The 25,151-nt window shown below is 65.8% G+C and carries 25 protein-coding genes, 3 tRNA genes and 1 pseudogene; 16 read left to right on the top strand and 13 right to left on the bottom strand.

Translation table 11 applies throughout. The features are described from left to right. Positions 1 to 244: 244 nt before the first annotated feature. Positions 245 to 841, top strand: a complete 597-nt coding sequence (locus ABEI27_RS04210; RefSeq protein ID WP_375798160.1) for a class I SAM-dependent methyltransferase — start codon at positions 245 to 247, stop codon at positions 839 to 841. A 346-nt stretch (positions 842 to 1,187) separates the two neighbouring features. Here the strand turns inward: ABEI27_RS04210 and gpmI are convergent, their stop codons facing one another. Then, positions 1,188 to 2,702 (bottom strand): 2,3-bisphosphoglycerate-independent phosphoglycerate mutase, encoded by a 1,515-nt coding sequence (gene gpmI / locus ABEI27_RS04205; protein WP_375798159.1) that lies wholly within the window; start codon positions 2,700 to 2,702, stop codon positions 1,188 to 1,190. A gap of 114 nt (positions 2,703 to 2,816) precedes the next feature. On the opposite strand from gpmI, the gene ABEI27_RS04200 reads away from it, so the two are divergent. Further along, positions 2,817 to 3,509: a DUF1405 domain-containing protein gene (locus tag ABEI27_RS04200; RefSeq protein ID WP_375798158.1), complete on the top strand. Its 693-nt coding sequence runs from the start codon at positions 2,817 to 2,819 to the stop codon at positions 3,507 to 3,509. A gap of 300 nt (positions 3,510 to 3,809) precedes the next feature. Then, a complete protein-coding gene (locus ABEI27_RS04195) occupies positions 3,810 to 4,628 on the top strand; it encodes an ArsR family transcriptional regulator (RefSeq protein WP_375798157.1) in 819 nt (272 codons plus the stop codon). Between the two features lies 1 nt (position 4,629). Here the strand turns inward: ABEI27_RS04195 and ABEI27_RS04190 are convergent, their stop codons facing one another. Continuing rightward, a complete protein-coding gene (locus ABEI27_RS04190) occupies positions 4,630 to 5,178 on the bottom strand; it encodes a hypothetical protein (RefSeq protein ID WP_375798156.1) in 549 nt (182 codons plus the stop codon). A gap of 116 nt (positions 5,179 to 5,294) precedes the next feature. On the opposite strand from ABEI27_RS04190, the gene gatD reads away from it, so the two are divergent. The 4 genes from gatD to ABEI27_RS04170 all read left to right on the top strand — a co-directional run bounded on the left by gatD (position 5,295) and on the right by ABEI27_RS04170 (position 9,846). Next, entirely contained in the window at positions 5,295 to 6,545 is a 1,251-nt protein-coding gene (gene gatD / locus ABEI27_RS04185; protein WP_375798155.1) for a Glu-tRNA(Gln) amidotransferase subunit GatD, read from the top strand. Between the two features lie 59 nt (positions 6,546 to 6,604). Further along, complete coding sequence (locus tag ABEI27_RS04180) at positions 6,605 to 6,889, top strand: DNA-binding protein (protein ID WP_375798154.1); 285 nt, start codon at positions 6,605 to 6,607, stop codon at positions 6,887 to 6,889. Further along, a complete protein-coding gene (locus ABEI27_RS04175; protein WP_375798153.1) occupies positions 6,879 to 8,396 on the top strand; it encodes a hypothetical protein in 1,518 nt (505 codons plus the stop codon). The genes ABEI27_RS04180 and ABEI27_RS04175 overlap by 11 nt, the downstream gene beginning before the upstream one ends. A 145-nt stretch (positions 8,397 to 8,541) precedes the next feature. Next, positions 8,542 to 9,846 (top strand): 5'-deoxyadenosine deaminase, encoded by a 1,305-nt coding sequence (locus tag ABEI27_RS04170; protein WP_375798152.1) that lies wholly within the window; start codon positions 8,542 to 8,544, stop codon positions 9,844 to 9,846. A gap of 41 nt (positions 9,847 to 9,887) precedes the next feature. Here the strand turns inward: ABEI27_RS04170 and ABEI27_RS04165 are convergent. The 5 genes and pseudogenes from ABEI27_RS04165 to ABEI27_RS04145 form a co-directional block, all read right to left on the bottom strand. Next, a pseudogene (locus ABEI27_RS04165) lies at positions 9,888 to 10,987 on the bottom strand (DNA methyltransferase). A 762-nt stretch (positions 10,988 to 11,749) separates the two neighbouring features. Next, a tRNA-Glu gene (locus tag ABEI27_RS04160) sits at positions 11,750 to 11,824 on the bottom strand. A gap of 118 nt (positions 11,825 to 11,942) precedes the next feature. Continuing rightward, the gene (locus ABEI27_RS04155) at positions 11,943 to 12,362 is read right to left on the bottom strand and encodes a universal stress protein (protein WP_375798151.1); all 420 of its coding nucleotides are present in this window, start codon (positions 12,360 to 12,362) and stop codon (positions 11,943 to 11,945) included. Positions 12,363 to 12,391: 29 nt separating this feature from the next. Then, positions 12,392 to 14,371 (bottom strand): 3-hydroxyacyl-CoA dehydrogenase NAD-binding domain-containing protein, encoded by a 1,980-nt coding sequence (locus ABEI27_RS04150; RefSeq protein ID WP_375798150.1) that lies wholly within the window; start codon positions 14,369 to 14,371, stop codon positions 12,392 to 12,394. Between the two features lie 82 nt (positions 14,372 to 14,453). Further along, on the bottom strand, positions 14,454 to 15,017 hold the full coding sequence (locus tag ABEI27_RS04145) for a DNA-3-methyladenine glycosylase family protein (protein ID WP_375798149.1): 564 nt from the start codon (positions 15,015 to 15,017) through the stop codon (positions 14,454 to 14,456). A gap of 75 nt (positions 15,018 to 15,092) precedes the next feature. Here ABEI27_RS04145 and ABEI27_RS04140 point away from each other — a divergent pair, with 75 nt between their 5' ends. From ABEI27_RS04140 to ABEI27_RS04130, 3 genes are all read left to right on the top strand, one after another. Further along, on the top strand, positions 15,093 to 15,731 hold the full coding sequence (locus tag ABEI27_RS04140; protein WP_375798148.1) for a GNAT family N-acetyltransferase: 639 nt from the start codon (positions 15,093 to 15,095) through the stop codon (positions 15,729 to 15,731). A gap of 80 nt (positions 15,732 to 15,811) precedes the next feature. Then, positions 15,812 to 15,885, top strand: a tRNA-Thr gene (locus tag ABEI27_RS04135). 89 nt (positions 15,886 to 15,974) lie between these two features. Then, positions 15,975 to 16,469 carry an AAA family ATPase gene (locus ABEI27_RS04130; protein ID WP_375798147.1) on the top strand — a complete coding sequence of 165 codons (495 nt, stop codon included), beginning with the start codon at positions 15,975 to 15,977 and terminating at the stop codon, positions 16,467 to 16,469. Between the two features lie 246 nt (positions 16,470 to 16,715). Here ABEI27_RS04130 and ABEI27_RS04125 read toward each other — a convergent pair whose 3' ends face one another. The 4 genes from ABEI27_RS04125 to ABEI27_RS04110 all read right to left on the bottom strand — a co-directional run bounded on the left by ABEI27_RS04125 (position 16,716) and on the right by ABEI27_RS04110 (position 20,191). After that, positions 16,716 to 17,126 carry a hypothetical protein gene (locus ABEI27_RS04125; RefSeq protein ID WP_375798146.1) on the bottom strand — a complete coding sequence of 137 codons (411 nt, stop codon included), beginning with the start codon at positions 17,124 to 17,126 and terminating at the stop codon, positions 16,716 to 16,718. Positions 17,127 to 17,231: 105 nt separating this feature from the next. Continuing rightward, entirely contained in the window at positions 17,232 to 18,263 is a 1,032-nt protein-coding gene (locus ABEI27_RS04120; protein ID WP_375798145.1) for a hypothetical protein, read from the bottom strand. 124 nt (positions 18,264 to 18,387) lie between these two features. Continuing rightward, positions 18,388 to 19,650 (bottom strand): hypothetical protein, encoded by a 1,263-nt coding sequence (locus tag ABEI27_RS04115; RefSeq protein ID WP_375798144.1) that lies wholly within the window; start codon positions 19,648 to 19,650, stop codon positions 18,388 to 18,390. Positions 19,651 to 19,723: 73 nt separating this feature from the next. Beyond that, on the bottom strand, positions 19,724 to 20,191 hold the full coding sequence (locus tag ABEI27_RS04110) for an archease (protein ID WP_375798143.1): 468 nt from the start codon (positions 20,189 to 20,191) through the stop codon (positions 19,724 to 19,726). A gap of 123 nt (positions 20,192 to 20,314) precedes the next feature. Between ABEI27_RS04110 and ABEI27_RS04105 the strand changes: the two genes are divergently transcribed. Then, a complete protein-coding gene (locus ABEI27_RS04105; protein WP_375798142.1) occupies positions 20,315 to 21,589 on the top strand; it encodes a DUF1743 domain-containing protein in 1,275 nt (424 codons plus the stop codon). Positions 21,590 to 21,599: 10 nt separating this feature from the next. On the opposite strand, the gene ABEI27_RS04100 is transcribed toward ABEI27_RS04105, so the two are convergent. Further along, positions 21,600 to 22,052, bottom strand: coding sequence for an Ig-like domain-containing protein (locus ABEI27_RS04100; protein ID WP_375798141.1), 453 nt, complete (start codon positions 22,050 to 22,052; stop codon positions 21,600 to 21,602). 75 nt (positions 22,053 to 22,127) lie between these two features. On the opposite strand from ABEI27_RS04100, the gene ABEI27_RS04095 reads away from it, so the two are divergent. From ABEI27_RS04095 to ABEI27_RS04080, 4 genes are all read left to right on the top strand, one after another. After that, a complete protein-coding gene (locus ABEI27_RS04095) occupies positions 22,128 to 23,252 on the top strand; it encodes an ATP-binding protein (protein WP_375798140.1) in 1,125 nt (374 codons plus the stop codon). A 10-nt stretch (positions 23,253 to 23,262) separates the two neighbouring features. Then, positions 23,263 to 23,610 (top strand): fluoride efflux transporter FluC, encoded by a 348-nt coding sequence (locus ABEI27_RS04090; RefSeq protein ID WP_375798139.1) that lies wholly within the window; start codon positions 23,263 to 23,265, stop codon positions 23,608 to 23,610. Next, positions 23,607 to 23,969 (top strand): fluoride efflux transporter FluC, encoded by a 363-nt coding sequence (locus ABEI27_RS04085; protein ID WP_375798138.1) that lies wholly within the window; start codon positions 23,607 to 23,609, stop codon positions 23,967 to 23,969. Before ABEI27_RS04090 ends, ABEI27_RS04085 begins: the two co-directional genes overlap by 4 nt. A gap of 89 nt (positions 23,970 to 24,058) precedes the next feature. After that, positions 24,059 to 24,415 (top strand): hypothetical protein, encoded by a 357-nt coding sequence (locus ABEI27_RS04080; protein WP_375798137.1) that lies wholly within the window; start codon positions 24,059 to 24,061, stop codon positions 24,413 to 24,415. A 192-nt stretch (positions 24,416 to 24,607) separates the two neighbouring features. On the opposite strand, the gene ABEI27_RS04075 is transcribed toward ABEI27_RS04080, so the two are convergent. Then, a tRNA-Asp gene (locus ABEI27_RS04075) sits at positions 24,608 to 24,680 on the bottom strand. Between the two features lie 171 nt (positions 24,681 to 24,851). On the opposite strand from ABEI27_RS04075, the gene ABEI27_RS04070 reads away from it, so the two are divergent. After that, entirely contained in the window at positions 24,852 to 25,151 is a 300-nt protein-coding gene (locus ABEI27_RS04070) for a hypothetical protein (protein WP_375798136.1), read from the top strand.

Here is a 25,151-nt window from a genome sequence, read left to right as displayed (position 1 = left end):
CTGTGACCGTGGTTCAAATCCCTCCCCTCGCATCTCGTGTCCGAACGACAGTGAGGACCGTGTATGGCACGAGGGATTTGAAACAGGGAGCAGCACCGCTGTGACCGTGGTTCAAATCCCTCCCCTCGCATCTCGTGTCCGAACGACAGTGAGAGTCGAGTGTTTCGTACGCTGAATCCGGATCGCAAGCGACGAGGCCGTTGGTGACCCGAACCTTCATCTTCGAGTGCCGCTTGATTTAGATGTGGATCGTAACGACTTACGCCGCGCCTGGGACGACGTCGCCGAGACGTACGCGAGCCGACGCGACCCCGACGGCTCGGACGCTGCGCTGCTCGATGACCTCCTCGCCGACCTCCCAGACGAGCCGCGGGTCCTCGATATCGGCCCCTGCGACGGGGCGCGGACGCTCGCGAACCTCCCGGACGGGACGCTCGGCCTGGACATCTCCCGGACGGCGTTGGATCTCGCAAGCGACACAGTGCCCGGTGCCGAGTTGCTGCAGGGCGATATGGCCACGCTCCCGATTGCCGACGAGAGCGTCGCTGCCATCACCGCCTACCACGCCGTGTTCCATCTGCCCAGAGAGGATCAACCGACCGTCTACGAGGAGTTCGCGCGTGTACTCCGGCCGGGTGGCCGACTCCTGATGACGCTGCCGGGCGGCCGCTTCCAGACGGTCCGGCGCGGCTGGATGGGCGGCGAGATGTTCTTCTCCGCTCCCGGACGCGAACAGACGCTGGGACAGTTGCGCGAGGCGGGATTCACCGACCTCCGTGCGGAGACCGCGACCGATCCGTTGGGGAGCAGCACGGAGTTCGTCTTCGGACGACTGCCGTAGCCCGATCAGTCTGTCTCCAGCGGCCTCGCGCTCGTCGATCATTCGCTCAGCGAGGACCGCCCACTCATCGTCGAACACTCTCGTGGCGACGATGACCGTCCGCACAAGTATGTTGAGCGTCTGCTGGAGGGCGACGGGCCAGCCGAGTGAGGCCGTCTGTGCTCAGATCGAGTGGAGGCGGTCGCTGGGGAACGCCTGATAGACGATACACGAGGCGGGAGAAGTATAGTAGCGTTGTGCCTGATTGCACACCGATCGCACGCAGTCGTGCGATCGAGTGAGCGAAGACTTGCAAACGCTACCATAGGTTCACCGCCGGGAATCCGACACCGATTGACGCGCTCCGCTACTCCACGAGTGGGTTACCGGTCATCGTCTCCGGCTGTTCGACGGCCATCAGTTCGAGAATCGTCGGGGCGATGTCGCAGAGCGATCCATCGGAGCGCAGCCGCCGTCCACCGTCGTCGCCGTCGGGCGTCAGGTAGATGACCGGCACGGGATTGGTAGTGTGGGCGGTGTGTGGTTCCTCGGGAGTTCCCATATCGTCGGCGTTGCCGTGGTCGGCCGTGATCAGGACGTGTGCGCCGGCAGCTTCGAGCGCGTCGACGAGTCGGCCGAGTTGCTCGTCCACCGCCCCGACGGCTGCGATGGCGGCGTCGAAGTCGCCGGTGTGACCGACCATATCGGGATTGGCGTAATTGAGCACCATCGCATCGGGGTCCTCGCGTTCGATCAGGTCCATCGCAGTGTCTGTCACTTCGGCGGCGCTCATCTCGGGGTGCTCGTCGTAAGTCGGCACGTCCGGGCTCTCGATGATCCGACGGATCTCACCGTCGAACTTCACTTCTCGGCCGCCGTTGAGGAAGTACGTCACGTGGGCGTACTTCTCGGACTCCGCGAGGCGGAGTTGGGTCTTGTCCGCCGCCGCGAGCGTCGCCCCGAGCGTATCCGTCGGCTCCTCCGGGGGGAACGCGACGGGGAGGTCGAACGTCTCGTCGTACTCGGTCATCGTGACCAATCGAACGTCGGGCGGGTCTGTGTCGAAGGGCCATTCTGGCTTGATCTCGGCGAGCATCCGAACGAGTTGTCGCGCGCGGTCCGGCCGGAAATTGAAGAAGATCACCGCGTCGCCGTCTTCGAGCGCGGGGCCGCCGGTAACGACTGTCGGCTCGACGAACTCATCGGTATCGCCACGGTTGTAAGACTGCCGTACTGCGTCGACGCCGGTCGTGGCTTCGTGTTCGGCCTCGCGCGTTACGATCGCGTCGTAGGCGCGCTTGGTCCGCGACCAGTTCTGATCGCGATCCATTGCGTAGTACCGGCCCGAGACGGTGGCGACGTCGCCGGTGCCGTGGTCGTCGACGACGGCTTCCAGTGTCGCGAGGTAGTCCTCGCCCCCGTAGGGATCGGTGTCGCGACCGTCGGTGAACGCGTGCGTGACGACCCCAACGCCGCGCTCGGCGGCGATTTCGATCAGCGCGTGGAGGTGCCCCTGTTCGGAGTGGACGCCGCCGTCGCTCAGCAGTCCCATACAGTGGACGCGCCCGCCGGTCTTCTCGACGTGGTCGAACGCCGAGGCGATTGCGTCGTTAGTTGCGAAGGTTCTCTCGGCGATCGAGTCCTCGATGCGGGTGTAGGCCTGCTCGACAACGCGGCCTGCGCCGATGTTGAGATGGCCGACTTCGCTGTTGCCCATCTGCCCCGCCGGGAGGCCGACCCGACGCCCCGACACGTCGAGCGTGCCGTAGGCACCGGCGTCGGCGAACCGGTCGAAGTTCGGCGTTGTCGCCGCTTTCACCGCGTCGCGTCGGGTGTGGGCTCCGAGACCCCAACCGTCGAGGATGACCAGCGCTGCCTGCATACCGAACAGGATGCGAGGCAGGACGGAATAGGCTTCGTTTCTCGCTACTCGCGTTCGGCGCTATCGGCACCGAACGCGACACCTTCTTTCGGTTCCCCGCCGTCGATCGATTCGATGAGCGGGGCATCCGAGGGAGACAACCGACTGCGGCGACCGTTCCCGGAGCGCTGGGTCCAGTACTATCTCGGGAACCCCGCGAGCCTGGGTTGGTTGCTCATCGTCGATGGTGCGGCATTCCTCGTCGGCGTGAGTTTCTACGTTCACTCCGAACCCTCCTTGGCGGATCTCAGTTCGCTGGTGTACCCGCTCTTCGGCGACTCGCCGACCGCACTGGCGCTGGCGGCGCTGTCGGTCGCCACGCTCCTCCCACGACTCGGCGAGCGCGTGACGGACGCCCCGTCGAACCGCCCGCTCGACGTCCTCCACACCTTCGCGTTCGTCTGGCTCGTGAAGTACGGCCTCTGGACGGCGATCGCGCTGAACCTCAGGCCCGATCTGTACGTCGGCTTCACGCCGGCGCTCCTGTGGGAGTACTGGGGAATCCTCCTGACGCACCTGTTCTTCCTGCTGCAGGCGTCGTTGATCCCCTACTACGCGAAGACGTCCCGCGGCGCGCTCCTCGCGGCGCTCGTTGCGCTCCTGGTCAACGACGTCTTCGACTACGGCTTCGGGTTCTACCCGCCACTGAGATACGAAGCCGGCCCACTGCTGACCGCGATAACAGTCGGTCTGACCTTCGTCGTCGTCGCCTACGCGGCGTGGGTCTTCGATAGGCCCGAGCCGGGCAACGACGTCGGTCGGAAGTAACTCAGTCGGTGGCCCGTGCAGTCGCTCTGGTCGGCGGTGGGTTCGCCGGAGGGCACCGGTCAGCGACGCGAATCGACGAGGAGGGAGTATACCCGAAGCCGCGGCCAGGGTCTCCGTGCACTGAGACCGACCCCGCGTTGCCTCGCGGTTGTTCGGCACGCCGGCGTGGGAGATGACCGTCGTGAATCGACGCCGTCGGTGGATCGATCCCGGCACTCGTGCCGACTGTCCGCAATCTAACATTCGGGGTTCGCCGACGGATGCGTCAACGTCTTACCGGTTGGTGATTTACCTCTCGTTATGGACTCTGCGGTACTCCTCGATCTCCTCGGAAACGAGAACCGCCGGCGCATCCTCCGGCTGCTCTCGCACAAACCGTGTTACGTCACCGAGATCAGCGAGTACCTCGGAGTGAGCCCGAAGGCCGTCATCGACCACCTGCGTCGTCTGGAGGAGGCCGGGCTCGTCGAGAGCCGGACGGACGAAAAGCGCCGCAAGTACTTCCACATCGCGCGGAACCTTCGGCTGGAGGTGAGCGTCTCACCGTATCGGTTCGGGGCGAAGAGCGCGTATCCCGCCAGCCGGAGCCTCGATATGCGCGGCCGGTGCCAGCACATCTCCGTCGACTTGCCGGGCGAACCCGCCGAGGATTCCCAGGGAGATGGCGACGACGGCAACGACGACGCAACCGAGCGCGGCGAGACCGGGGCCGGAAGCACCCGCAGACCGAGGTCGCTGCCGGACGACACGGAGGGACCGGCACCGAGACCCGACGGCGACCGGGCACAGCGGTCGTCAATCAGGAGATCCGACGACGTGGCTGCACTGGCTCGGCAGTACGCCTACCTCGACGACGTCGAGAGTGAACTCTCTCTGGCGCAGCGGTGGGTGCACGGCCGCGTGACCGACGTGCTCGACGAACTGAGCGAGCGGCTCGGATCCGAAATCGATAGCCGGTTCCACGCGGAGGTGCTCGCGGCGTTGGCGCGGGACACGCGAACCGTCGCCGAAATCGCTCGAACACTCAACACGGAGCGCGAACGGGTGGAGCGTGCGCTCGAACTGCTCGACGACCGTGGGCTGGTCGCACACGACGGGACCGAGTGGCGGATCGTCTGACCTACACGTCGCGCGTCAGGCCGCTCCGGAGGTCCCGCCCGAAGTAGTGGCCCAGAAGCGACACGAGCAGGCCGCCGCCGACGCCGACGCCGGCGATTGCGAGGCCGAAGTCCGAGAGCACAGACACGGCGACTGGGGCGAACACGCTCGTGAGCGTGCCGAGCACGAACGCAAAGCCAGCGGCGACCGCGCCCGCGACGCCGACTTCGAGGTACCGTCGGCGCGAGCCGGCGAGGCCGATTGCGAAGGCGACGGCGAAGAGGCCGAGGAACCGACCGATCGACCCTACAATCGGGATCGATCCGCCGACCACGACGCCGGCGACAGAGAGCGCAAGCACGAGGAGGAACGAGCGGACAGAAGTCGTCGGGGCAGTGGGGAGCAACCCACGTAGACGGCCGCCACCGTCGGAAGTGCGCGCCGTCTCGTCGGGCGAGGTACTCGCGCGTGCGCTGCTTTCGCCCTGCTCCTCGTCGAGAAGCGAGGCCACGTCGACGTCGGTGTCGACGTCGAGGTCGGATTCCGATTCGCGTTCGTCAGAGCGCTGCATACAAACCGAAAGGGCTACTCCGTCCTGACTCTTGCCCTGCGAGCGTCGCAACAGCAGCGGCCCGACCGCGCCCACGAACAAATGGATTGAAGTCCGCGCCCCCGATAGCAGAGCGTATGAATCCCGGAGATCGCGTCCGCGTCGAGCGCGCGGACGTCACGAACGAGGGCATCCTGATGCCCTCCTCGACCCCGGACCACCTCGTCGTCAAACTCGAGGGCGGGTACAACGTCGGGATCGACCGCGCGGACGCCAACGTGGAGATCCTCGAATCCGACGTCTACGACGTCGATTCCTCGGGGACCGAGTCCCAATCGGAGATCTCCTTCGACGAGGATCTCCCTACGATCTCGCTTATTTCCACCGGAGGCACCATTGCCTCGACGGTCGACTACCGAACTGGCGCTGTGACAGCCCAATTCGACGCTGAGGACGTTCTCCGCGCCGTCCCGGACCTCGCCGGGCGAGCGAACTACCGCGGGCGCGTCGTCGCCAACATCCTCTCGGAGAATATGACGCCCGACGTCTGGCAGGAACTGGCCGAGGCCGTCGCCGAGGAGATCCGCGCCGGCGTCGACGGCGTGGTCGTGATGCACGGCACCGACACGATGCAGTTCTCCGCGTCCGCGCTGTCGTATATGATCGACACGCCGGTTCCGATCGTCTTCACCGGTAGCCAGCGGTCCGCAGACCGCCCCTCCTCGGACAACGTGATGAACGCTGTCTGCGCGGTCGAGGCCGCGAAGGCCGACGCCGCAGAGGTACTGGTCTGTATGCACGCTTCGACCTCTGACGAGGAGTGCGCGCTCCACCGCGGGACGCGCGTCCGGAAGAACCACACCTCGCGGCGCGACGCCTTCGAGACCGTCGGCGCGGCGCCGCTGGGCCGGGTCGATTACGACGCCGAAGTCGTAGCGTTCCGCCGCGAGTACGCCGAACGCGACGCGGCCGATCTCACGGTTCAGACCGCTCTCAACGGCGACGTCGATCTTCTGAAGTTCACGCCGGGGATGGACGTCGATCGGTGCGCGGGGATGCTCGAGAACGCACACCTCGACGGCCTCATCGTCGAGGGGACGGGCCTCGGACACGTCCACACGGACCTGATTCCGGCACTCGAATCGCTCGTCGACGACGGCGTCGTCGTCGCGATGACGAGTCAGTGTCTCGAAGGCCGCGTGTGCGACCGGGTGTACGACACCGGGCGCGATCTCCTCGACGCCGGCGTGGTCGAAGCCGGAGACACCCTTCCCGGGACGGCGAAGGTGAAACTGATGTGGGCGCTCGCGAACCACGACGACCCGGAGGCAGCGATGAAACGGTCGCTCGCGGGCGAACTTCAGCAGCGGTCCGTTCCGTGGACGTAGGGGTGGTACGAGCCCTTGGCAGAACCGAGTGAGGACCGCTTCGGATCCCCTTCCGCACGATGACTGAGCCCGACACCAGCGACCGTTCGATCCGACGCACAGACGGCGGACAGCCCACGTTCGATTGCAACATCTGTGGCCGGCGCTTCCATACCGAGGATCTCCTCGTGCTGCACCGGGGCGTCAGACACACAGACGAGATCGACACGGCCGAGCAGGAGGCCTACCGCGAGGCCTACGCCGCCGAGGAGCGTGCCATCCGCTCGTTTAGACTCCGCGCAATCGCCATCCTGGTGCTGCTGTACTTCGGGTTCCTCTTTCTCTACGTGATCTATGCGTCGTGACGCCACCGAGCGGGCTGACGGCGAGGGTTCCCTGGGACTGACCCGCCGACTTCGAGCGCTGGCCGCGCCGATCGCTGTGGCGGTGATCGGAGTTGCCCTCCTGGCTCGGGGTGTCGCCGCCAGCAACGCCGCTGTCGGCCTCTCGGAAGCCTCTCGAGACGCGCTCGCAATTCCGCGCTGGCTCTACGTTGCCACCGGCGGGGCCACAATCGGCGCGTCGGCGCTGCTTGCGGGGTTCGTCACGGACCGGCGGTTCGTTCGGGGGATCCACGACTGGCGCGACGACGTCTTTTCGAGTGAACCACTCGAGCGGGGCAGACGGATCGCGCTGGGGGTCGCGGGACTCGTCGCACTCGCACTGGTCCTGTACCGGGGGCTCACCGGCCCGCAACTCGCGACCATCAACTTCGCGGTGATCGTGGTCTTCGCCGGCGGCCGCGCGGGCCTCACGATGGCAACGTACGCGGTCGGAAACGCGTGGCCGGCGCTGAACCCCTTCCGAACGCTGACTGGCCCGCTTCCGACCGGAGTGATCGAGTACCCCGATCGGTTCGGCCGCTGGCCCGCCGTCTCGGGGCTCTTGCTGCTCGTCTGGATCGAAACGACTACGCCCGTCACCACCGACCCGCGGCTCCTCGCTGTCGTCGTCGCGGGCTACGGGGCCGTGACCGTTTCGGGTGCACTCCTCGTCGGCCGGGATGTCTGGTTCCGGAACGCCGATCCCGTGTCGGTGTTCCTGCGGTTCTACGGACGCGTCGCCCCGCTCCGGTGGGAGGACGGCCGGCTACGCGCGTCGATACCCGCGATGCGACTCGTTAGCGGCCCCGCGGAGTTGGCCGACCAGCAAGCGGATGCCGGCGAGAGCCACGCCGCCGGCGATGGAGACACCGACGGCCGACTAGTCACCGGCCTCGACGACGTCGCGTTCGCGGTGGCGCTGGTCTGGGAACTCACGTTCAGCGGCTTCGTCACGACCGAACAGGGCGCGGCCGCGATCCGGACGGTCGCCGGCATCGGCCTCCCGCCGCTGCTCGTCTACGGCCTGCTGTTCCTCGGTGGGTTCGGGGTCTTCTACGGAGCGTTCCGACTCGCTGCACGGGTCGCCGTCTCCCGGATCCTGACGGCGCGCCCGCCGCGGGAACTGACCGTCGCCTTCGCCCCGTCGCTGGTCGCGATCGCCGCCGGCTATCACCTCGCGCATTATTTCGCGTTCTTCCTCTCGCTCGCGCCCTCCCTGGCCGACGTTCTCGCGTCGCCGCTGTCAGCCCCGACGAATCCGGTCGTTTTGACCCTCCCCGGGTGGGTATCGGCGCTGAACATCGCCTTCGTCCTCGTCGGGCACCTCGTCGCGATCTGGGTCGCTCACTCCACGGCGTATCGGCTCTTCCCGAGTCGGCTCCAGGCGATCCGGAGTCAGTACCCCTTCGTGTTCGTGATGGTCGGGTACACCGTCGTAAGTCTGTGGCTCATCTCGCTCCCGACGACGACACCGGCGTTCCTCGGCTGAGCGACGGGACACCCGCATCTCTCGGCTGAGCGACGGGACGCCTGCGTTCCCCGGCTAAGCGATGGGATGCTCCCGTTCTCGGGACGAACGTGGAGACGCTCTCGTGCGCAAAGCACTTGCCCGCTGACGCACTCCCAGCGAGGGGATGCTGCTAGCCGGAACCGTCGTCGCCGATCCGACCACCGTCTACGAGGATGGGGCCGTCGTCGTCGCAGACGGTCGTATCGCGGCCGTCGGAGAGCGCTCCGAGGTGGCGGACACCTACCCCGACCACCCGGTTCGGGAGTTCGACCTCATCGCGCCCGGACTGGTCGGCGGACACGTCCACTCCGTGCAGAGTCTCGGCCGCGGAATCGCCGACGACACCGCCCTGCTCGAGTGGCTCTTCGACCACGTGTTGCCGATGGAGGCGTCGCTCGACGAACGCGAGATGCGGATCGCGGCCGAACTCGGCTACCTGGAGTTACTGGAGAGCGGGACGACGACCGCGATCGATCACCTCTCGGTCGATCACGCGGACGCCGCGTTCGAGGCGGCGATCGACCTCGGCATTCGCGGGCGGATGGGGAAGGTCCTGATGGACAAGCGCGCGCCCGAAGGGCTCGAAGAGGACACCGACGCGGCACTCGACGAGACCGAGCGCCTCCTCCAGACGTACCACGGCGCGGCCGACGGGCGGATTCGATACGCCGTCACACCGCGCTTCGCCGTGAGTTGTACCGAGGCGTGTTTACGAGGCACGCGAGACATCGCAGATCGATACGACGATGTCCGGATCCACACCCACGCCAGCGAGAATACCGACGAGATCGAAACCGTCGAAGCGGACACCGGGATACGGAACATCGCGTGGCTCGACGAGGTCGGACTGACCGGCGAGGACGTCGTGTTGGCGCACTGCGTCCATACGACCGAGCGCGAGCGCGAGATACTCGAGGCGACCGGGACCCACGTCACGTACTGTCCGTCTTCGAATATGAAACTCGCGTCCGGGATCGCGCCGGTCGTCGACTACCTCGACCGAGGCATCAATGTCGCGCTCGGCAGCGACGGGCCGCCCTGCAACAACACACTGGACCCTTTTACCGAGATGCGACAGGCGAGTCTCCTCCAGAAGGTCGAGCGACTCGACCCGGAGGTAACGCCCGCGCGGGTCGTCTTCGAGATGGCGACGCTCGGTGGTGCCCGCGCCGCCGGTTTCGAGACGGTCGGCGCACTCCGCGAGGGTTGGCGGGCGGACGTGATCGCACTCGACACCGACCTCACCCGGGCGACGCCGCTGGCCGATCCGCTCTCACACCTTGTCTTTGCAGCGCACGGCGACGACGTAACGTTCACGATGGTCGATGGGGCGGTCGTCTACGACGAGTCCTTCGGCGGCCTCCAGACCGGGGACGCGGATCGGATCCGTCGCCGTGCACGGGAAGTCGCCGACGAACTACACGGGTGATGGCAAATCAGAGTGCGTTTCTAAACCCGATCAAAGCCGTTTCACTTCGGCTCGTGCGTAACCCGATACGGGTCATCGGTGCGCGTGAGATCGTCAACGACGCGGAACTGGATCGCTCGCTCCTGGCGGGTCCGGACCGGAAAATCGTAGTTCACAGCCTCGTACTCGAACTCGTCGCCGGCCGCGCGGCGGCGCTCGACGAAGGCACGGTGGGCGTCAAGCCGATCGGTGACCACCCGCTCCGCTCGCGCTGAAACGTCGTCGACCCGGTCTTCCAGATCCGCGAGAACCGCCGGATCGAGTTCGTAGCCGACGGAGTTGCGTCCGGCGACCATCGCCGCGAGCGTCGTCGTCCCAGTACCCAGAAACGGGTCGAGGACGGTGTCGTCGTAGAGCGAGTACATACTGATCAGCCGGTAGGGGATCTCGAACGGATACGCCGCCGACCGCTCGCGATCTCCCGAATCCGGCCGGGGGGGGGCGACGCGCTAGCGCGTCCGTCGGATCCGGAATCGTCGTTGCCCCCCTGGAGACGTGCCTGCCGCGTTCCCTGCACGCCCGTCCAGACGTCCGAGAACCAGCGGTTGCGCTCCTCCCAGAAGTACGCCGACTCGTAGCGGCGGGTCACGCCCGGTTCGAACGACCGGGAGTCCGCCCCGTTGCGAAAGAGGAGCACGTGTTCGTGTTCGAGCGTCACGTAAGCGTTCGGCGGCACCATTCCGCTTCCCATAAACTTCGCCGCGCCGTTCGCCGGTTTCCGCCAGAGGACGTCCGGCAACGGGTCGAACCCCAGCGACTCGAACGCCTCGGTCACGCGGACGTGGTTCGGATACACGCGGAACTGATCGTCGATCGTTCTCGTCGCGTCGCCGACGACGATGGCCGCGATGCCGCCAGATCGGAGCACCCGCGACACCTCCTGCCAAACGGAGTCGAGGACCTCGTGCATCGCCTCGAACGCCGCGTCGCCGTCACCGGACTCCAGCGCGCTCGCGACCGCCGCGGACTGCGCAGCGAACTGCTCGTCCCACAGTTCGATCATCGGATACGGCGGCGAGGTGACGACTAAATCGACCGCATCGTCCTCAACGGCCGCCATCGAGCTCGCGTCGCCCGTATAGGTCCGGTGTCGAGTCTCCACGTGCATAGTGTAGGACCATTGGTATGTTAAGGTACGGTCCCCGACGACGGCCGGTCGTCGTTCTCGCGCGGGAGGTTCTGCCGCTCAGAGAAATAATAGTGAACGACGACGAACTCGGCCGCGGGGACGAGAATGAACGAGAGCGCAACGAAACAGCGTCATCTGCATTGTGGGAGAATCGTACCTACGGAATAGAGAGCGGGAGCCGGCTCACCCGCAGTGACAATCGGGCGGTTTCTCACCCTCTAGGGGAAAAATACTTTTTCGATATCGTGGTTTATGCAGTAAAAAATACTATCAAGGAATCACCGCGTTTCTCTTCGGAAGCGTCTTTATGACTGCTGGTGGCGGTGGTGCCGCCTTCTCCGTCTATGGAGTGTTTCAGGGGAGCAGGCCGATGTTACTGGTCTTCGGGGCTTGCGGTGGAGTGTTCTGCCTGATCGGGGTGGGGCTCGTATATCTCGCAGTCGTCGACTCTACCAGATGGGCTGCGGAAAGGAGACTCACCAGTTCCGGGTTCGATCCCGGTCCGGGCTGGGGCGCTGAGTGACAAACCACCCGCTGACCGCACCCTCGGTTGAGTGCGTCCGTTCGGTACAAGATCAGATCCCCTTTGAGGACCCTCTGGAACGGTTTTGACCCTGATGGATTCTAAACCGAACGACTGAGTAGAGATTGTGGTTCAATCGAATCGACTTGGCTTGTGGCGGATTCATTGCTTTTCTCCACCACGGCTGAAATCGGACGGTAGAAGGCCTCGTATGCTCGGTCAGGGATTTGAACCCTGGTCCTCGGCTCGAAAGGCCAAGATGATTGGCCGGACTACACCAACCGAGCCTGCATCTTTGAATGACGGGCAGAATTGTTTAAAGATTCCGTTACAGAGGCGGTACGACACCGTGTCGCGCACATTCCTCCGTCCCCGGTCTAGCCCCTCACCGACCGCTTCGTCCGCTCAACGGACGACCGTCACCGGCACTGGGGACCGGTTGAACACCGTCTTCGCGACGTTTCCGACGACGAGCCGTTCTGCGACCGTTCCGCCGTGACTCCCCACAACGACAGCGTCGAACTCCGAGGCGCGATTGACGATCTCACGAGCGGGATGGCCGAGTCCGACGGTAGTGTCGATCGCTCGACCCAGTTCCTCCGCGATGTCCCGCGCACGGTCGAACACCGGTGCAGCGAGTTCTCTGGCCTTCGATTGCGGATCTTCCGCTGTCACGACGGCCGTCAGTTTACCCATCAGTTGTGTCGGTTCACCGACAACCGTCGGGACCGTGATCTCCGCATCGTCGTGGACGTCGAGCGTGTACTCCAGCGCCATATCAGCCATCTCCGAGTCGTCCATCGGACCGAGAACTCGTGACACCATACCCGGCCGCTCGGCGCGGACGTACTACGCTACTTCCCCTCGAATTCCGGTTCGTGATCGCCCATAAACGCCGTCATTCCGGTCATCAGGTCGTCGGTGTCAAAGAGTAGTCCAAACGACTGCGCCTCAAGATCGAGGCCGGCGTCGACGTCGTCCCACCCGCGGTGCATCGCGCGCTTGGTGTATCGCTGTGCGATCGGTGGTCCCGCGGCGAGATCGCGCGCCAACTCGAACGCCCGGTCGTCGAACTCGCCGTTCGGAACGACGTCAGTGAGAAAGCCGTACTCCCGCATCGTCTCGGGGTCGTAGCGGTCGGCGGTGAAGATGATCTCCTTCGCGCGGCCCATCCCGACGAGTCGCGGTAGCCGGACCGTCCCGCCCCAGCCGGGCAGCAGGCCGAGGTCGTGTTCCGGTTGGCCGAACTCCGAGCGCTCGGAGGCGATTCGCAGATCCGCACCCATCGTGAGTTCCATCCCGCCGCCGAGACAGTAGCCGTCGATTCCGACCACCACCGGCACGTCGGCACGCTCTAACCCCGCCACTACCTCCTGGCCGCGACGAGAGATGTCGGCCGCGGCGTTTGCGTCGCCGACACCACCGGACATCGACTGTATATCTGCGCCCGCGGAGAATGCCCTATCGCCCGCGCCAGTGATGAGGATCGCTCGAACCGACTCGTCGGCATCGAACCGCGAGACGGCGTCGTCGAGTTCATCCAGGAGTTCTGTCGTGATCGTATTCATCCGGTGTGGGCGGTCCAGACGGATCTGCCCGACCGAGTCGCGGACCTCGATTTCGAGCGTCTCGTATTCGTACGCGTCGTCCACGTCATAGTCGTCCGCTTCGTGGAATCGTCCGTCGGAAGCGACCAGATCCCGAAGATACGGGACCGACTCGTATCGCGCTGCCCCGGTCTCCTCGTGCCGCGTTTCGAGCACGTCGAGGAGGTGCTTGAGGTCGGCTTCGTCGACCATCTTCGCAGGGCCGTCCGACCACCGGCCGCCGAGTTTGACTGCGGTGTCGATGGCAGCAGGGCCAGCAACGTCCTCGCCGACGAGTGCGGCGACCTCGTTTGCGAGTACCGCCAGGAGTCGGTCGGCGACCTCGTCGCGGATCCGGTCGGAAGGGACCTGAGCGCCCTCGCCATTCTCGTAATCGTAGAAGCCTTCGCCGGCCTTTCTCCCGAGTGCGTCGGCGTCAACCTTCGATTCGAGCAAGGGACAGGGGCGGTACTGGTCGCCCAGCGCCTCGTGCATATGTTCGAGGACGTGGTAGCCGACGTCGATCCCGACCTGATCTGCGAGCTCGAACGCGCCCATTGGGAGTCCGAGGCCGTACTTCGCCGTGGAATCGACCTCCGCAACCGTCGCCTCGTCGGTGTGAACGAGCCACGCCGCTTCGTTCATCAGCGGGACCAGAACGCGGTTGACGATGAATCCGGGGCTGTCTTTGCGGACTCGGACGGGCGTTTTGTCCATCGCGGCGGCGAGGTCGGAGATCAGCGTCGCGGTCGCCTCGCTTGTCTCCGCGCCGGAGATGACTTCGACCAGGTCCATCCGAACGGGTGGGTTGAAAAAGTGCATTCCACAGAACCGCTCGGGGCGGTCGGTGACGCTGGCCAGTTCCGTGATCGAGAGGCTCGACGTGTTCGTCGCGAACACTGCGCCGTTGGGCGCGACCGTCTCGAGATCCTGGTAGACGTCTTTCTTGATTCCCAGCTTCTCGGGGACGGCTTCGATCACGACGTCGGCGTCTTCGACGGCGTCGCCGAGGTCGACGTACGTCGAGAGCCGGTCGAGCGTCGCCGCCGCGTCGTCGGGTTCGAGTTGTTCCTGTTCGACGAGTTTATCGAGCGACCACTCGATCTCCTCGTAGCCGTCTTCGACGAACGCGGCTTCGATGTCTCGGAGCCGAACCTCGAACCCCGCCAGGGCGGCCACCTCGGCGATCCCGTGACCCATACTCCCCGCACCGAGAACCGTGATCGTGTTGACGTCGTCGATTTCCATACGTCGTCGTGGGCGTCGTGGCGTTTCAACGTTTCTTTGACTCGAATAAGAAACCTGCGAGGCGTTTATTTCGTTGCGAACGTCAGTCGACTACGTACCACAGATACCGACTCGCGTAACTCCGGTACGGTCGCCACCGCTCGGCGTGCTCGACCATCCCCTCGCGGTCGGTGTTCTCGAACCCGTAGAGCGTCGACATTCCGGTCCGGATTCCCAGATCCTCGACCGGGAAGACGTCTTGCCGGCCGAGCACGAAGATGAGATACATCTTCGCGGTCCAGGTCCCGACGCCACGGATCTCGGTCAGCGTTGCGATGACTTCGTCGTCGTCAGCGCCAGCGAGACCCGCGCGGGAGAGATCACGTTCTCGAAACGCCCTCGCGACGTTACGGACGTATTCGATCTTCAATCGAGAGAGCCCGACGTCCCGAAGCGTGGACTCGTCGGTCGCGAGGATCTCCTCCGGCGTCACGTCGACGCGGTCGAAGAGTCGCTCACGGATCGCCGCGGCCGACTCTGTCGAGAGTTGTTGATTCACGATCGCGACGACGAACCGCGCGAACTCGTCGTCGGCCGTACCGATGGGGAGTTCACCGTGTGTTTCGACGAGCGGCCCGAGTTGCGGGTCGGTGCGTACCGGATCCATCGGCCGGAGGTGAGAGCGCGGGGGACAAAGAACTCTCGCACCAGTGTATAATAATCGTCCGAGCCAACAGAGCGTATGGGCGAATCGGACGGTCCGTCGGACGCGGGCGCGGCGGTCGCCATCGAGCGACCCGACATCGACGAGATCGAGACGTTGGTGGAGATGTGGGTCGGGCTCGCGTCCGGCCAGCGAGCGTTCAGTTCGCACGTCGAAGCCGAAGCGAATCGGGCACACGTGCGCGACTCGATCGCCCGACACGCCGTGACCGGCGGCGTCAAGATCGCGCGCCTCGATGGATCGATCGTCGGGTTCGTCACGTTCGGCCCGGAGCGGGGCGGGTACGATCTGGACGCGACGCGCGGTATCGTTCGGAACCTCTTCGTTCGGCAGGAGTACCGGAGTCAGGGCATCGGAGGACGATTGCTCGAGGCCGCCGAATCCGCGCTCAGCGACTCTGATGTGACTGTCGTCGCACTGGAGACGATGGCGGAGAACGACCGCGCTCGGGCATTTTATCGGGAGCGTGGGTACGAACCACACCGGGTCGAGTTAGAGAAGTCGATGGCGAGCGGCGAGGAAATTGACGAAGATACTGAAGCGGACGGCGAGGATGCCGATTCGGCCGACGGGGATGATGCCGTCGAGGGAGATACCGAAGCGACCGGCAGCGATGGCAAAACGGTCAACGAGGACGACTCGACCGACGATCAGTGAGTGATTGGCAGCCACGACTGGGAGACGGTGCTCGACGAAAACGACACACACTCAAAGGAGGACTGAGTACGTCGATCCGCGCCAGGGGAGCATGGGCGGTTCATGCACTCGACTTGTAATCGAGACTTCGTGGGTTCAAATCCCACCCCTGGCTCTACCAACCGATCCGATGTCGGACCGCACTCCTTCGGAACGGCCTCACGTACACAGAATCGACCGCCGAGCGGTCAGCGAGTTGCGTCGATGACCGGACGGCTGGTCGTCGTCGCTGGTTTGCCGGGCGTCGGCAAGACCACCGTCTCCCGGGAAATCGCCGACCGGCTCGGCGGCCGACTCGTCAGGACTGACGTAGTTCGCAGAGACTGTTTCTCCGACCCGCGGTACACCGCTGAGGAGCGTGCGACGGTCTACGACGAACTGTTCGAGCGTGGCCGCTCGACCGCCGCTGAGGGAGGGGTGGCGGTCCTCGACGGGACCTTCCGGAAGCGGGCCGACCGCGAGCGCGCAGCGGCCGTCGCCGACGCGGAAGGCGTCCCGCTCGACATCGTCGCTGTCGAGTGCGAGGAAGCCGTCGTCAGAGAGCGGATCGCGAGACGCGAGGACGACGAGAGCGACGCCGACTTCGAGATTCACCGTCGCTTCCGCGAGCGGTACGAACCGATCGAACTGGACCACGTCAGAATCGACAATTCCGGCGGTCTCGACTCGATGCGGTCGCAACTCGACGACGTGTTTTAGCCGGACCGGCCGCAGCCTCGTAGTTCGGGACAGCGGACCGAACGGAGGGAACGAGCGTCAGCGGGATGCCCGGTGTGAGGGCCACCGATTGAGGGTGTGGGGAGGGGAGGGGACTGTGGGTGAACGGATGGGAGGTGTGCGTCGGCGGGGAGCCGATTCGGGGGCGGCCCAACCGGGGCACTCACTGCTATGGGGGAAAGGCACCTAAAGGCGACTTAGCCTCAAAGAACCGTTTGACCTATCAGCTTATCGGCCGCGATTCGACGGCAAAAGGATCAACGCACCCGGAATTGAGAGTGTCAACAGTTGAAGGGGGTTGTCGCGGATGTCGAACTCGGGATCCATCGGTTGCGTCTGCACGTCGGTGATGTGGAGTGAGGAGTAGTAGACGATGACGTGTGTCAGCGCGTAGCCGATGATGAACGGCACCTCGAGCGGGTAGGTAACTCCCACATTCGCGAGCAGATCGAAGATCACGGCGACGGCCGAGGTGACCGCAAACAGGTCACCGAGATGGAGCGTAACGCCAGTGAACGCCGTGACTGCGGTGTCGATCGTAGACGACGTGGTCGGCGCGTAGAGGAACGCGGTCAGGACACTCGTGGCGATGAGGCCCATCCCGATAAAGAACCCGACGATCGGGTACGCGTACTCCATTATCCGAGCGATGAGCGCCGATAATTATAATCGTATCCCCCCAGATATCAGATCCGAGTATGAGACGCAACCGAGGCGAACCGGACTCGCAGTGCGACACAGGGATCAGGGGTCGCCGCTCGTTGTCCGTCCGCGATCGCCGTCACCGCCTCGGTTCGGCCCGTAAGGACCGTTCTCTGAGCCACCGTTGCCAGCGCTCTGGCTACCGTTACCGTCTCTCGAATCGCCCCCCTCCTCAGAATCCGTTTCGTTCCCATCGCCGCTCTGTGAGTCGGTTTGGGACGTCGAGTCACCAGCTCCGGGCGCACCTTGCTCATCACCACCGCGGTCAGTCGTCGTGTTCTGGTCGGCGTCGTTGTCGCGTCCTGACGCGTCGCCACTGCTTTCGGGCGCATCGTCGTTGGGACCCGAGCCGTCGCGACGTCCGGGTGCATCGTCGTCCGCTTCGGGCGGGCCGGCACCCATTCCGCGGCCAGGGTTATCACCAGCGATGCCCCTGGCGATTTCCGCCGTCTCCGGACCGGAGAGGTTCCGCGCCTCCTCTCGGAGCTGTTCGATGTTCGAGTGGTTGATCCCTTTCTGCTCGCGGACCGGCTCGGGGAGCGATATCGCGGTCTCATTGGCCCGCTCGAGACGTTCCTCCAGCGAATTGATCTCGGCGGTTATCTGCGCGATCTCCGCTCGGTATCGGCCCTGCGAAATCGTCCCGTTTTCTCGGGCCTGGTCGAGTTCGGTGAGCCGCTCTCGGAGGTCACTGAGGCGGTCACGGCTTTCGTTCAGCGCTCCGGCGACGACGTCCGCCTTGGACTCGTTGCTGGCCGCGGCGGCGACCCGCTGGCCGAAGGTCCGGGATTCGACTTCTGAGTCGATCTCGGTCGCCTGCACGCCGATTACCCCTGCCAACTGGGCACCCGGAGCAATCGCAGTGCCGTTGCTGGATGCCGTGTCATTTCCGGAGTCCGAAGCCGTCGTCTCCGTACCCGTCGCGTTCGTCGCCGTCGTCTGCGAGACGGTTTCGCCGTCTTGAGCCTGTGCCAACGCCGACGTGGTAGGCACTGTTCCGGCGGCCGCGACGACTCCGGCCGGCGCGGCCGCCACGACGACGACGGCAATCAAGAGTGCGGATACTGTTCTCATCGATTCGTTATTGCGGCCGTCTCGGCATATACATCCGTCATCGTTACCCCAATTTTGCCCGGATTAACTCGGTTTACATCCCGAATCTGGAAAGTCTCGGACCGGTTTCACTGTGGAGCGCGGATCAGTCATCGTCCCCCGGTTCGAGTCCCTCGTCAGGCAACACTAACACGTTCTCGCGGCCGAGGCGGAAGGCATCGAGTTCGCCCGCGTCGCGCATCTTCCTGACGACCTGACTCGTTTTCGCATCCGTCCAATCGAGCGTCTGTGCGACCTCCTGCTGTTTCATCCGCCCGCCTTTGTGTTCGACGAGCGCCAGCACGCGCTCCTGGTTGCTCAGGAGTTCGTTCTCCCACGGGAGTGTGTCCGGGCCCGACGCTGCCGTCGAGTCGTCTTCGTCGGCGTCAGCCGCCTCCGAGTCGGTGGCGACCGCCGATCCAGCCGTTGTAGCCGGCGTCTCACCGGAATCGCCGCTCGTCGCTGCAGGCTCGTCCTCTGACGCGTCTGGCGAATCTGCATTCCCCACGGTAGACGCAGCGGCCGCCGCCTCTGGCCCGCCTCGAGTGGCGACTATCCCGGGGGCCGGCGAGCGGTCCCGTCGCCAGTACAGGTATCCGCCGGCGACGGCAACGATGAGCGCGAGCACGAGCGCGACGACGAGGCCCGGGCTCGAGCCCAGTAACCCGGCGTCCGCGGGGGTGGTCGTGGGCGCCGAACCGGCTGTCGCCGGAGCGGCTTCCTCGCTGACGGTCAGCGACGGCTCGCTGGGGCCGAATTCGAGCGGCCCGCCCCAGACGACGATCCGTGACCCGCGCCGCGTGTCCGTCGGTTCGGGCTGAACCGACTCGAGCGCGTAGCCCTCCGGCCAGGCGAACTGGAGGGACGTCTCGCTGTCGAGGAAGAGTCCGGCGAGCGCGTCGCCCGCGCGGAGGGTCCCGCTATCGACGACTGAGAAGTTCGTCCAGACGAACGTGTATGTGACGACGCCGTAATCCTGCGGGAGCTGCTGTCGCGTCGCCGTGACTGAGACGTTCCGAATAGTCATCTCGCGACCGGTCGCGTTCTCCGCGGTCGCCGCGGTGGACGCCATCCGATTCCGGAACTGGCTGGTGTACCGCGACTCGTTTGCTCCAATGTCCTCGCGCAGCGAGAGGAAGGCGTCAGTCGTCTCGTTCGAATCGAGTTGAACCCGGTAGTCGATCGCCCACACCGCGTCGCCGTTCGGTCGGAGTTCGATCCGCATCGAGACGTCGTCGGGGTTGATGCCCGTCTGTGCGACCGTATCTGTGGGCTGAGCCGACGCGCTCGGCGTCGTCGCACCGATGCCGCCGACCATTACGACAACGATGAGAGCAACACACGCGAGTCGCGCTGCGCGCTCGGTCATCTCGTGCACCTCTCGAACCGGCAGATACAAACCACTTCCGAGAACGATTCCGGAACGGTCGGCCGCGAATTAGTCAGACGTCGAAGACGACGTACGCCGACCAGCCTGATGTCGTCTCCTCGATCCGCATCTCCGAGTAGGTGACTGCCTTCACCTCTCTGGCATCGATCGACTCCAGCGGAACCCCGCGATACGAGCCTGAGAGGTGCCATCGCCCCCCGGGATCGGTGGTTGGATCGTCGGCGTCTGATGCCGCATCCGTCGGATCGTCGGGCAGAGAAAGTTGGACACGGTGGTCGGTCGGGAGCACGCCCCGGACGTCCCGCTCGTAGATGAGTTGATCGAGATAATCGAACAGCAGCGCTTCCAGTCCCTCGGCCTCGACCGCGACCTCGAACGTCCCGTGACGGTCGTCGGTGGGGACCGCATCGCAAGAGGCGGCGACGAAACCGTCGGCAACTGCCGCGAACAGGGCTGCGAGCGTCGCCCCGGTCGCCTCAACGGCGACATCGGCAGTATGGTCGCGTAGATCGAACGACATACATCACAACCGATGGCGGTCGGATATACGTGTGCCGGACCGCGGCGGCGGGCGCCACCACCGGGCGGGGCTTTCGCGGTTTTCCCGAAAGCCGTTAGACCCGGCGGTGACTACGGGGGGCCGATGACCGTTATCGGCCTCGACGATACCGACTCGCGGGAGCGAGGGATGTGCACGACGTATCTCGCAACCCGGCTGGCGTCGGCCATCAAGCAGGCCGGAGGACAGATCGACCAACGGCTGCTCATCCGGCTGAACCCCGCAGTCGAGCACAAAACGCGGGGGAACGCCGCATTGGCAGTTCACACGGACGTCGAACCGGTTCGGGCTCTGGCTCTTGCGGTCGAAGAGTTGGAGCCGCTGGCCGAGGTCGACGACCCGCGGACGAGTCCGGGCGTCGTCGTCGCCGATGACGACGCCGAAGCGGTCCCCAAATCGGTCGCAGCGTTTGCCGAGCGGGCGGTCCGCGATCTGCTCGAACTCGACGACGCGCTCGAACTGCTCGAAACCGTCGGCTACCGACATCGTGGGTGGGCTGGCGGTCGGGGCCGGATCGGCGCGCTCGCCGCGGTCGGTGCGTGGAGAGCGTTCGACGAGTGGACCCACGAACACATCGCGTACCGCGAGTTCGAGCGGTGCGGCACGCCGCGATCGGTCGACGAGACATCACTTTTTCGGGCCGCAAAGGCGTACTATCCCCAGGCCTGGGACACCGTCGACCGGGTCGAGTCACAGGCGGTCTGCGTCCCGAACGCGCCCGGGCCGATTCTCTACGGAATCCGCGGCGACGACGCAGAGTCCGTTTGCGCGCTCGCGAGTGAGGTCCAGAGCGAACCTGTCGAACGGTCGGCGACATTCCTGACGAACCAGGGGACCGACAGCCACCTTCGCCACGGGTCGATCGGTGACCTCCGGGACGGCCGCGCGTACCGCGTCGATGGAACCGTGACGGACCGCCCGGAGACTCGCCGGGGCGGCCACGTCTTCGTCCCAGTCACCGACCCGACAGCCGGAGCGACCGTGGAGTGTGTCGCCTTCGAGCCGACGAAGCGGTTTCGCGACCGGGTGCGCGCGCTGTCTCCCGGCGACGAGGTCACGGTCTGCGGAGAGGTGAGCGACGGAACGGTCAAACTGGAGAAGTTCGCCGTCCGCGCGCTCCGACGGACCGCAGCGACGACGCCGACCTGCGACGCGTGTGGCCGGTCGATGGAGAGCGCCGGACGCGATCAGGGGTACCGGTGTCGTGACTGTGGAACGACAGCCCCCGGACCCGCAACTGTCGAACTTGACCGTGACCTCGAACCGGGGTGGTACGAGGTGCCGCCGTGTGCCCGCCGTCACATCGCGAAACCGCTGGTGCGCGGCGGCTTCGACGCCCCCACGCATCCGGCGCGGTGAGATTCGCCGATCAGCCCTCGACCACCAAAATCTCCGTATTGTCCCGGCGATCGACGTACTGGCTGCCCGACGGCGGCTTGACGTCGACGACGAGCGTCCCGGTCTCCTGATTCGCCCGCGTGTCGGGTGCGACCGTCACCGTCACGCGCCCGTCCGGGTTCGACGTCGCCGTGAGAACGCCATCGAGTTTGGCGCTCCCGGATCGAAGGATCACCGTCGCGCCCTCGACCGGGTCGCCGTCGTCGTCGACGACGGTGAGTTGCACCTGCTGTTCGCCCGGTTCGACCACGTCCGGCGATGGACGGACGTCGAGTTCGGAGACCGCGAGGCCCTGCACACCAGAGAGCATATTTAGCATCACGCTCATCGTGGCGACACCGACGACGAGGGCGATGACCAGCCTGATCGGGAGCCCTTCGATGGCGCGATCGTCCGCGGCGAACCGCCGGAGTTCGTGGAACATACCCGCTCTGGCCTCGTGTTCGTATATGAATCAACGGGCGGTCGTTTATATACGATCGGGCAACCAGAGTCCCCGATGCACGCAGAAGTGCTTGGCCGGGCCGACTGCGACGACGGCGGACCGGTCGGTCGCCTCGGCGATCACCGCGCACGGGACGGGAGTCGGGGTGCTGCGGTCGGGATCGACCTCGATCGACCACACGCCACACTCGTCGTCGGAAAGCGAGGCTACGGAAAGTCCTACACTCTAGGCGTGCTCGCCGAGGCGGCGGCGCGCGCGCCGGGCATCGCCCCGGTCGTCGTCGATCCGATGGGCGTCTTCCGCGGACTGACGGATACAGCCGACGGGGCACCGGTACCGGCCCGAGTCATCGACGAACCGACAATCCGAGCCGACGCAGTCCCGCCGTCGAGGTGGCCGGCACTGGTTGGCAGCGACCCCGACAGTCCCGTCGGTGCGCTCGTGTGGCACGCTGCGGCCGAGGCTGGAACCCTCGGTGGGATGCAGGCGGTCGTCACGGAATCAGGCGCGACTGACGGCGTTCGGCGGGCCGCGACGAACCGCCTCCGGCGCGCCGCGTCCTGGGACGCGTTCGCCGCCGACGGACTAAACGCGAGCGAACTGATGGGCGGCGAGGCCACAGTGCTCGACTGTTCGGGACTCGACGACGCGCCGGCGAACGCAGTCGTCACGGGTGTCACAGCCGCGCTCTATGCGTGTCGAGTCCGGATAGGTCGTGGGGGCAACGCACCGCCGCTCAGTGAATCTGGAGGCCAGCGCCTCCCGTGGCTCCTCGTCGACGAAGCGCACGTGTTCTTCGAGGGAGTCGCCAGCGCCGCCCTCAGGCGGGTTCTCACGCGCGGTCGCGCGCCGGGCGTCTCGCTCGTCGCGGCCACCCAGCGACCGAGCGCGCTCCCCGAGGTGGCGGTCTCCCAGTCGGATCTCCGGATCGTCCACCGACTGACTGCCGGTGCGGACGTCCGCGCGCTCACGGCGGCCGACCCGGCCTACCTCGACGACGACGTTACTGACGCACTGCCGACCGCGTCCGGCGAGGCGCTCGTGATCGACGACACTGCGGAGGCGGTCCGCACGGTCGCGATCCGAGCGCGAGACACGCCTCACGGCGGATCGAGTCCGCGTGCCGCGACAGCGATCCCGGAGGACGCGACTGAAACTGACGAGTGCGCCGGGGTGTGACGCAGGAGCGATGACCGACAGGCTGATTCCCGTCCTCGTCGCGTTGGGCGGGTTCGTCGGCGCGGCGTGTCGCTACGCCGTCGGCGTGGCCGTCCCGGGGTCGGCGCCCGTCGGCACGCTGGCGGTGAACGTCCTCGGGAGTCTCGCGCTGGCGGCGTCGGTCGGCGTCGTTCGATCGCGGCGGCTCCGCTACTTCCTCGCGACCGGCCTGCTGTCGTCGTTCACCACCTACAGCACCTTCGCGGTCCAGACCGTCTCGCTCGGCCCAGTATGGGGACTGGCGAACGTCGGTGCCAACTACGCGCTCGGGTTCGCGGCCGTACTCGCAGGCCTGGCTCTCGGGAGGCGACTCACGTGACCACCTGGCTCGCGGCGCTTCCGGACGCACTCCTCGTCGGGGTCGGCGGCTCGCTCGGCGCGCTCGCGCGGTACGGCGTCGACGTCGCGCTCGACGGGGGACGATCGAGCACGTTCGCGGTCAACGTCGTCGGGAGCATCGCGCTCGGCGCGCTCGTCACGTCGGCGGCACCGGAGCAAATCCTGACCGTCGCCGGGGCGGGCTTCTGCGGGGCGTTCACGACGTTCTCGTCGTTCGCCGTCAACGTCTCTGAGGCGGCCGCGAACGGACGGCATCGGCTGGCCGCCATCGACGCTGCTGGGACGCTCGTGACGGCGCTCGTCGGCGTCGGGATCGGTGCGGTCCTGGCTGGGCTGTGATCGCTCACTCCCCGCCACGGAACTGCGTCGTCCACGTTCGGGTCGAGACCAGCCACAACCTCCTTTTCGCGTGCTGTGCAATGAACGGTATGCGCATCGAGTGCCCCTACTGCGATGTCGAAGTCGACGTCACGAATCTGACCTCTCACGTCCGCCGGATGGAAGGCGACGGACACGGCGCTCACGGGACGGTCCCGACGAAGCGCGTCGACAGCCCCTGGAACATCCGTATCGAGACGAGTCCAGCGGAGGCGAAGGCCGATCAGGACTCTGATCTCGACGCCACGTACGTCGAAGAGCGGATCCGCCGCGGCCGGTGTCCCGGTTGTGACCTCGGCGTCGTCGGACTCAAAGGGGGCGACGGATGGCTCTCCAGCGGTCGCCGCCGCCTGGCGTGTCCCAACTGCGGGTGGGAGAGTCCCGAGTGGGTCACAGTCGATAGCTGATTTATGCCACAAGGGGGCCGCTGACGTCGACTGAAGTAATCAGAGAAAGTGGGTGGCGGGTGTGAGCGCTCTCTTCTCGGTCGCTGCACGGCTGTTCGGCTACTGGTATTCACATCCCGCTGGCGACAGTTCAAGAGTCACAAATCCGAGGACACGCGACGCACTCCTCGTCGCTTTGTTTACCGCAGAACACGCCCGAGGCGGGATTTGAACCCGCGTCACGACCGTGACAGGGTCGTATGATGGGCCACTACACCACCCGGGCAGACATACACCCGTTTGCCGGACCCGAATTTAAGACTTTCCAAACGCGCGTGCCACGTCATCCCACCGGGCCTCGGGCACGTGTCCACGGGTTCCAGTGGCGTCTGACACTCAAATCGCCGTTTGACCCTTCGCCGGTTTTTGAGGGGTGGGGGACCACTACCCGACAGGGATGGACCTGACTGCCGAACCCCTCCGCCGACGACTGCCCGCGGTCACGGGTCTCGCCCGTGCGAGCCGGGATGTCGCCGGCGGCCTCGCTGACGCCTCCCACCGCGGGCTGGCCGCCGCCGCCAGCACCGCCCGCGCCGGTGCGTTCTGGGCGAGCATCGTCCTCCCGTTCCTCCACGTGCCGCTCCTGTTCGTCGTCGGCCTCTCCGGGTCGACGACGCCCGCGCTGGTCACGCTGTGGGCCCTCCACGCCACCGCGCTCGCCCTCGGCGCGAGCCACGACCCCGGGCGCCGCGAGTAG

This window comes from Halobellus sp. (genome assembly GCF_042218505.1).
Taxonomy (GTDB): domain Archaea; phylum Halobacteriota; class Halobacteria; order Halobacteriales; family Haloferacaceae; genus Haloquadratum.
The sequence above is the reverse complement of the archived record's forward strand: the minus strand, read 5'-3'. Positions and strand labels throughout refer to the sequence as shown.

Coding starts and splice junctions, on each gene's coding strand:
- ABEI27_RS04145 (WP_375798149.1), bottom strand. CDS start 15,017: ATGGATCCGGTACGCACCGACCCGCAACTCGGGCCGCTCGTCGAAACA.
- ABEI27_RS04125 (WP_375798146.1), bottom strand. CDS start 17,126: ATGGAGTACGCGTACCCGATCGTCGGGTTCTTTATCGGGATGGGCCTC.
- ABEI27_RS04115 (WP_375798144.1), bottom strand. CDS start 19,650: ATGACCGAGCGCGCAGCGCGACTCGCGTGTGTTGCTCTCATCGTTGTC.
- ABEI27_RS04100 (WP_375798141.1), bottom strand. CDS start 22,052: ATGTTCCACGAACTCCGGCGGTTCGCCGCGGACGATCGCGCCATCGAA.
- ABEI27_RS04095 (WP_375798140.1), top strand. CDS start 22,128: ATGCACGCAGAAGTGCTTGGCCGGGCCGACTGCGACGACGGCGGACCG.
- ABEI27_RS04200 (WP_375798158.1), top strand. CDS start 2,817: ATGAGCGGGGCATCCGAGGGAGACAACCGACTGCGGCGACCGTTCCCG.
- ABEI27_RS04080 (WP_375798137.1), top strand. CDS start 24,059: ATGCGCATCGAGTGCCCCTACTGCGATGTCGAAGTCGACGTCACGAAT.
- ABEI27_RS04180 (WP_375798154.1), top strand. CDS start 6,605: ATGACTGAGCCCGACACCAGCGACCGTTCGATCCGACGCACAGACGGC.
- ABEI27_RS04195 (WP_375798157.1), top strand. CDS start 3,810: ATGGACTCTGCGGTACTCCTCGATCTCCTCGGAAACGAGAACCGCCGG.
- ABEI27_RS04105 (WP_375798142.1), top strand. CDS start 20,315: ATGACCGTTATCGGCCTCGACGATACCGACTCGCGGGAGCGAGGGATG.
- ABEI27_RS04190 (WP_375798156.1), bottom strand. CDS start 5,178: ATGCAGCGCTCTGACGAACGCGAATCGGAATCCGACCTCGACGTCGAC.
- ABEI27_RS04170 (WP_375798152.1), top strand. CDS start 8,542: ATGCTGCTAGCCGGAACCGTCGTCGCCGATCCGACCACCGTCTACGAG.
- ABEI27_RS04155 (WP_375798151.1), bottom strand. CDS start 12,362: ATGGTGTCACGAGTTCTCGGTCCGATGGACGACTCGGAGATGGCTGAT.
- gpmI (WP_375798159.1), bottom strand. CDS start 2,702: ATGCAGGCAGCGCTGGTCATCCTCGACGGTTGGGGTCTCGGAGCCCAC.
- gatD (WP_375798155.1), top strand. CDS start 5,295: ATGAATCCCGGAGATCGCGTCCGCGTCGAGCGCGCGGACGTCACGAAC.
- ABEI27_RS04120 (WP_375798145.1), bottom strand. CDS start 18,263: ATGAGAACAGTATCCGCACTCTTGATTGCCGTCGTCGTCGTGGCGGCC.
- ABEI27_RS04150 (WP_375798150.1), bottom strand. CDS start 14,371: ATGGAAATCGACGACGTCAACACGATCACGGTTCTCGGTGCGGGGAGT.
- ABEI27_RS04070 (WP_375798136.1), top strand. CDS start 24,852: ATGGACCTGACTGCCGAACCCCTCCGCCGACGACTGCCCGCGGTCACG.
- ABEI27_RS04110 (WP_375798143.1), bottom strand. CDS start 20,191: ATGTCGTTCGATCTACGCGACCATACTGCCGATGTCGCCGTTGAGGCG.
- ABEI27_RS04140 (WP_375798148.1), top strand. CDS start 15,093: ATGGGCGAATCGGACGGTCCGTCGGACGCGGGCGCGGCGGTCGCCATC.
- ABEI27_RS04130 (WP_375798147.1), top strand. CDS start 15,975: ATGACCGGACGGCTGGTCGTCGTCGCTGGTTTGCCGGGCGTCGGCAAG.
- ABEI27_RS04175 (WP_375798153.1), top strand. CDS start 6,879: ATGCGTCGTGACGCCACCGAGCGGGCTGACGGCGAGGGTTCCCTGGGA.
- ABEI27_RS04090 (WP_375798139.1), top strand. CDS start 23,263: ATGACCGACAGGCTGATTCCCGTCCTCGTCGCGTTGGGCGGGTTCGTC.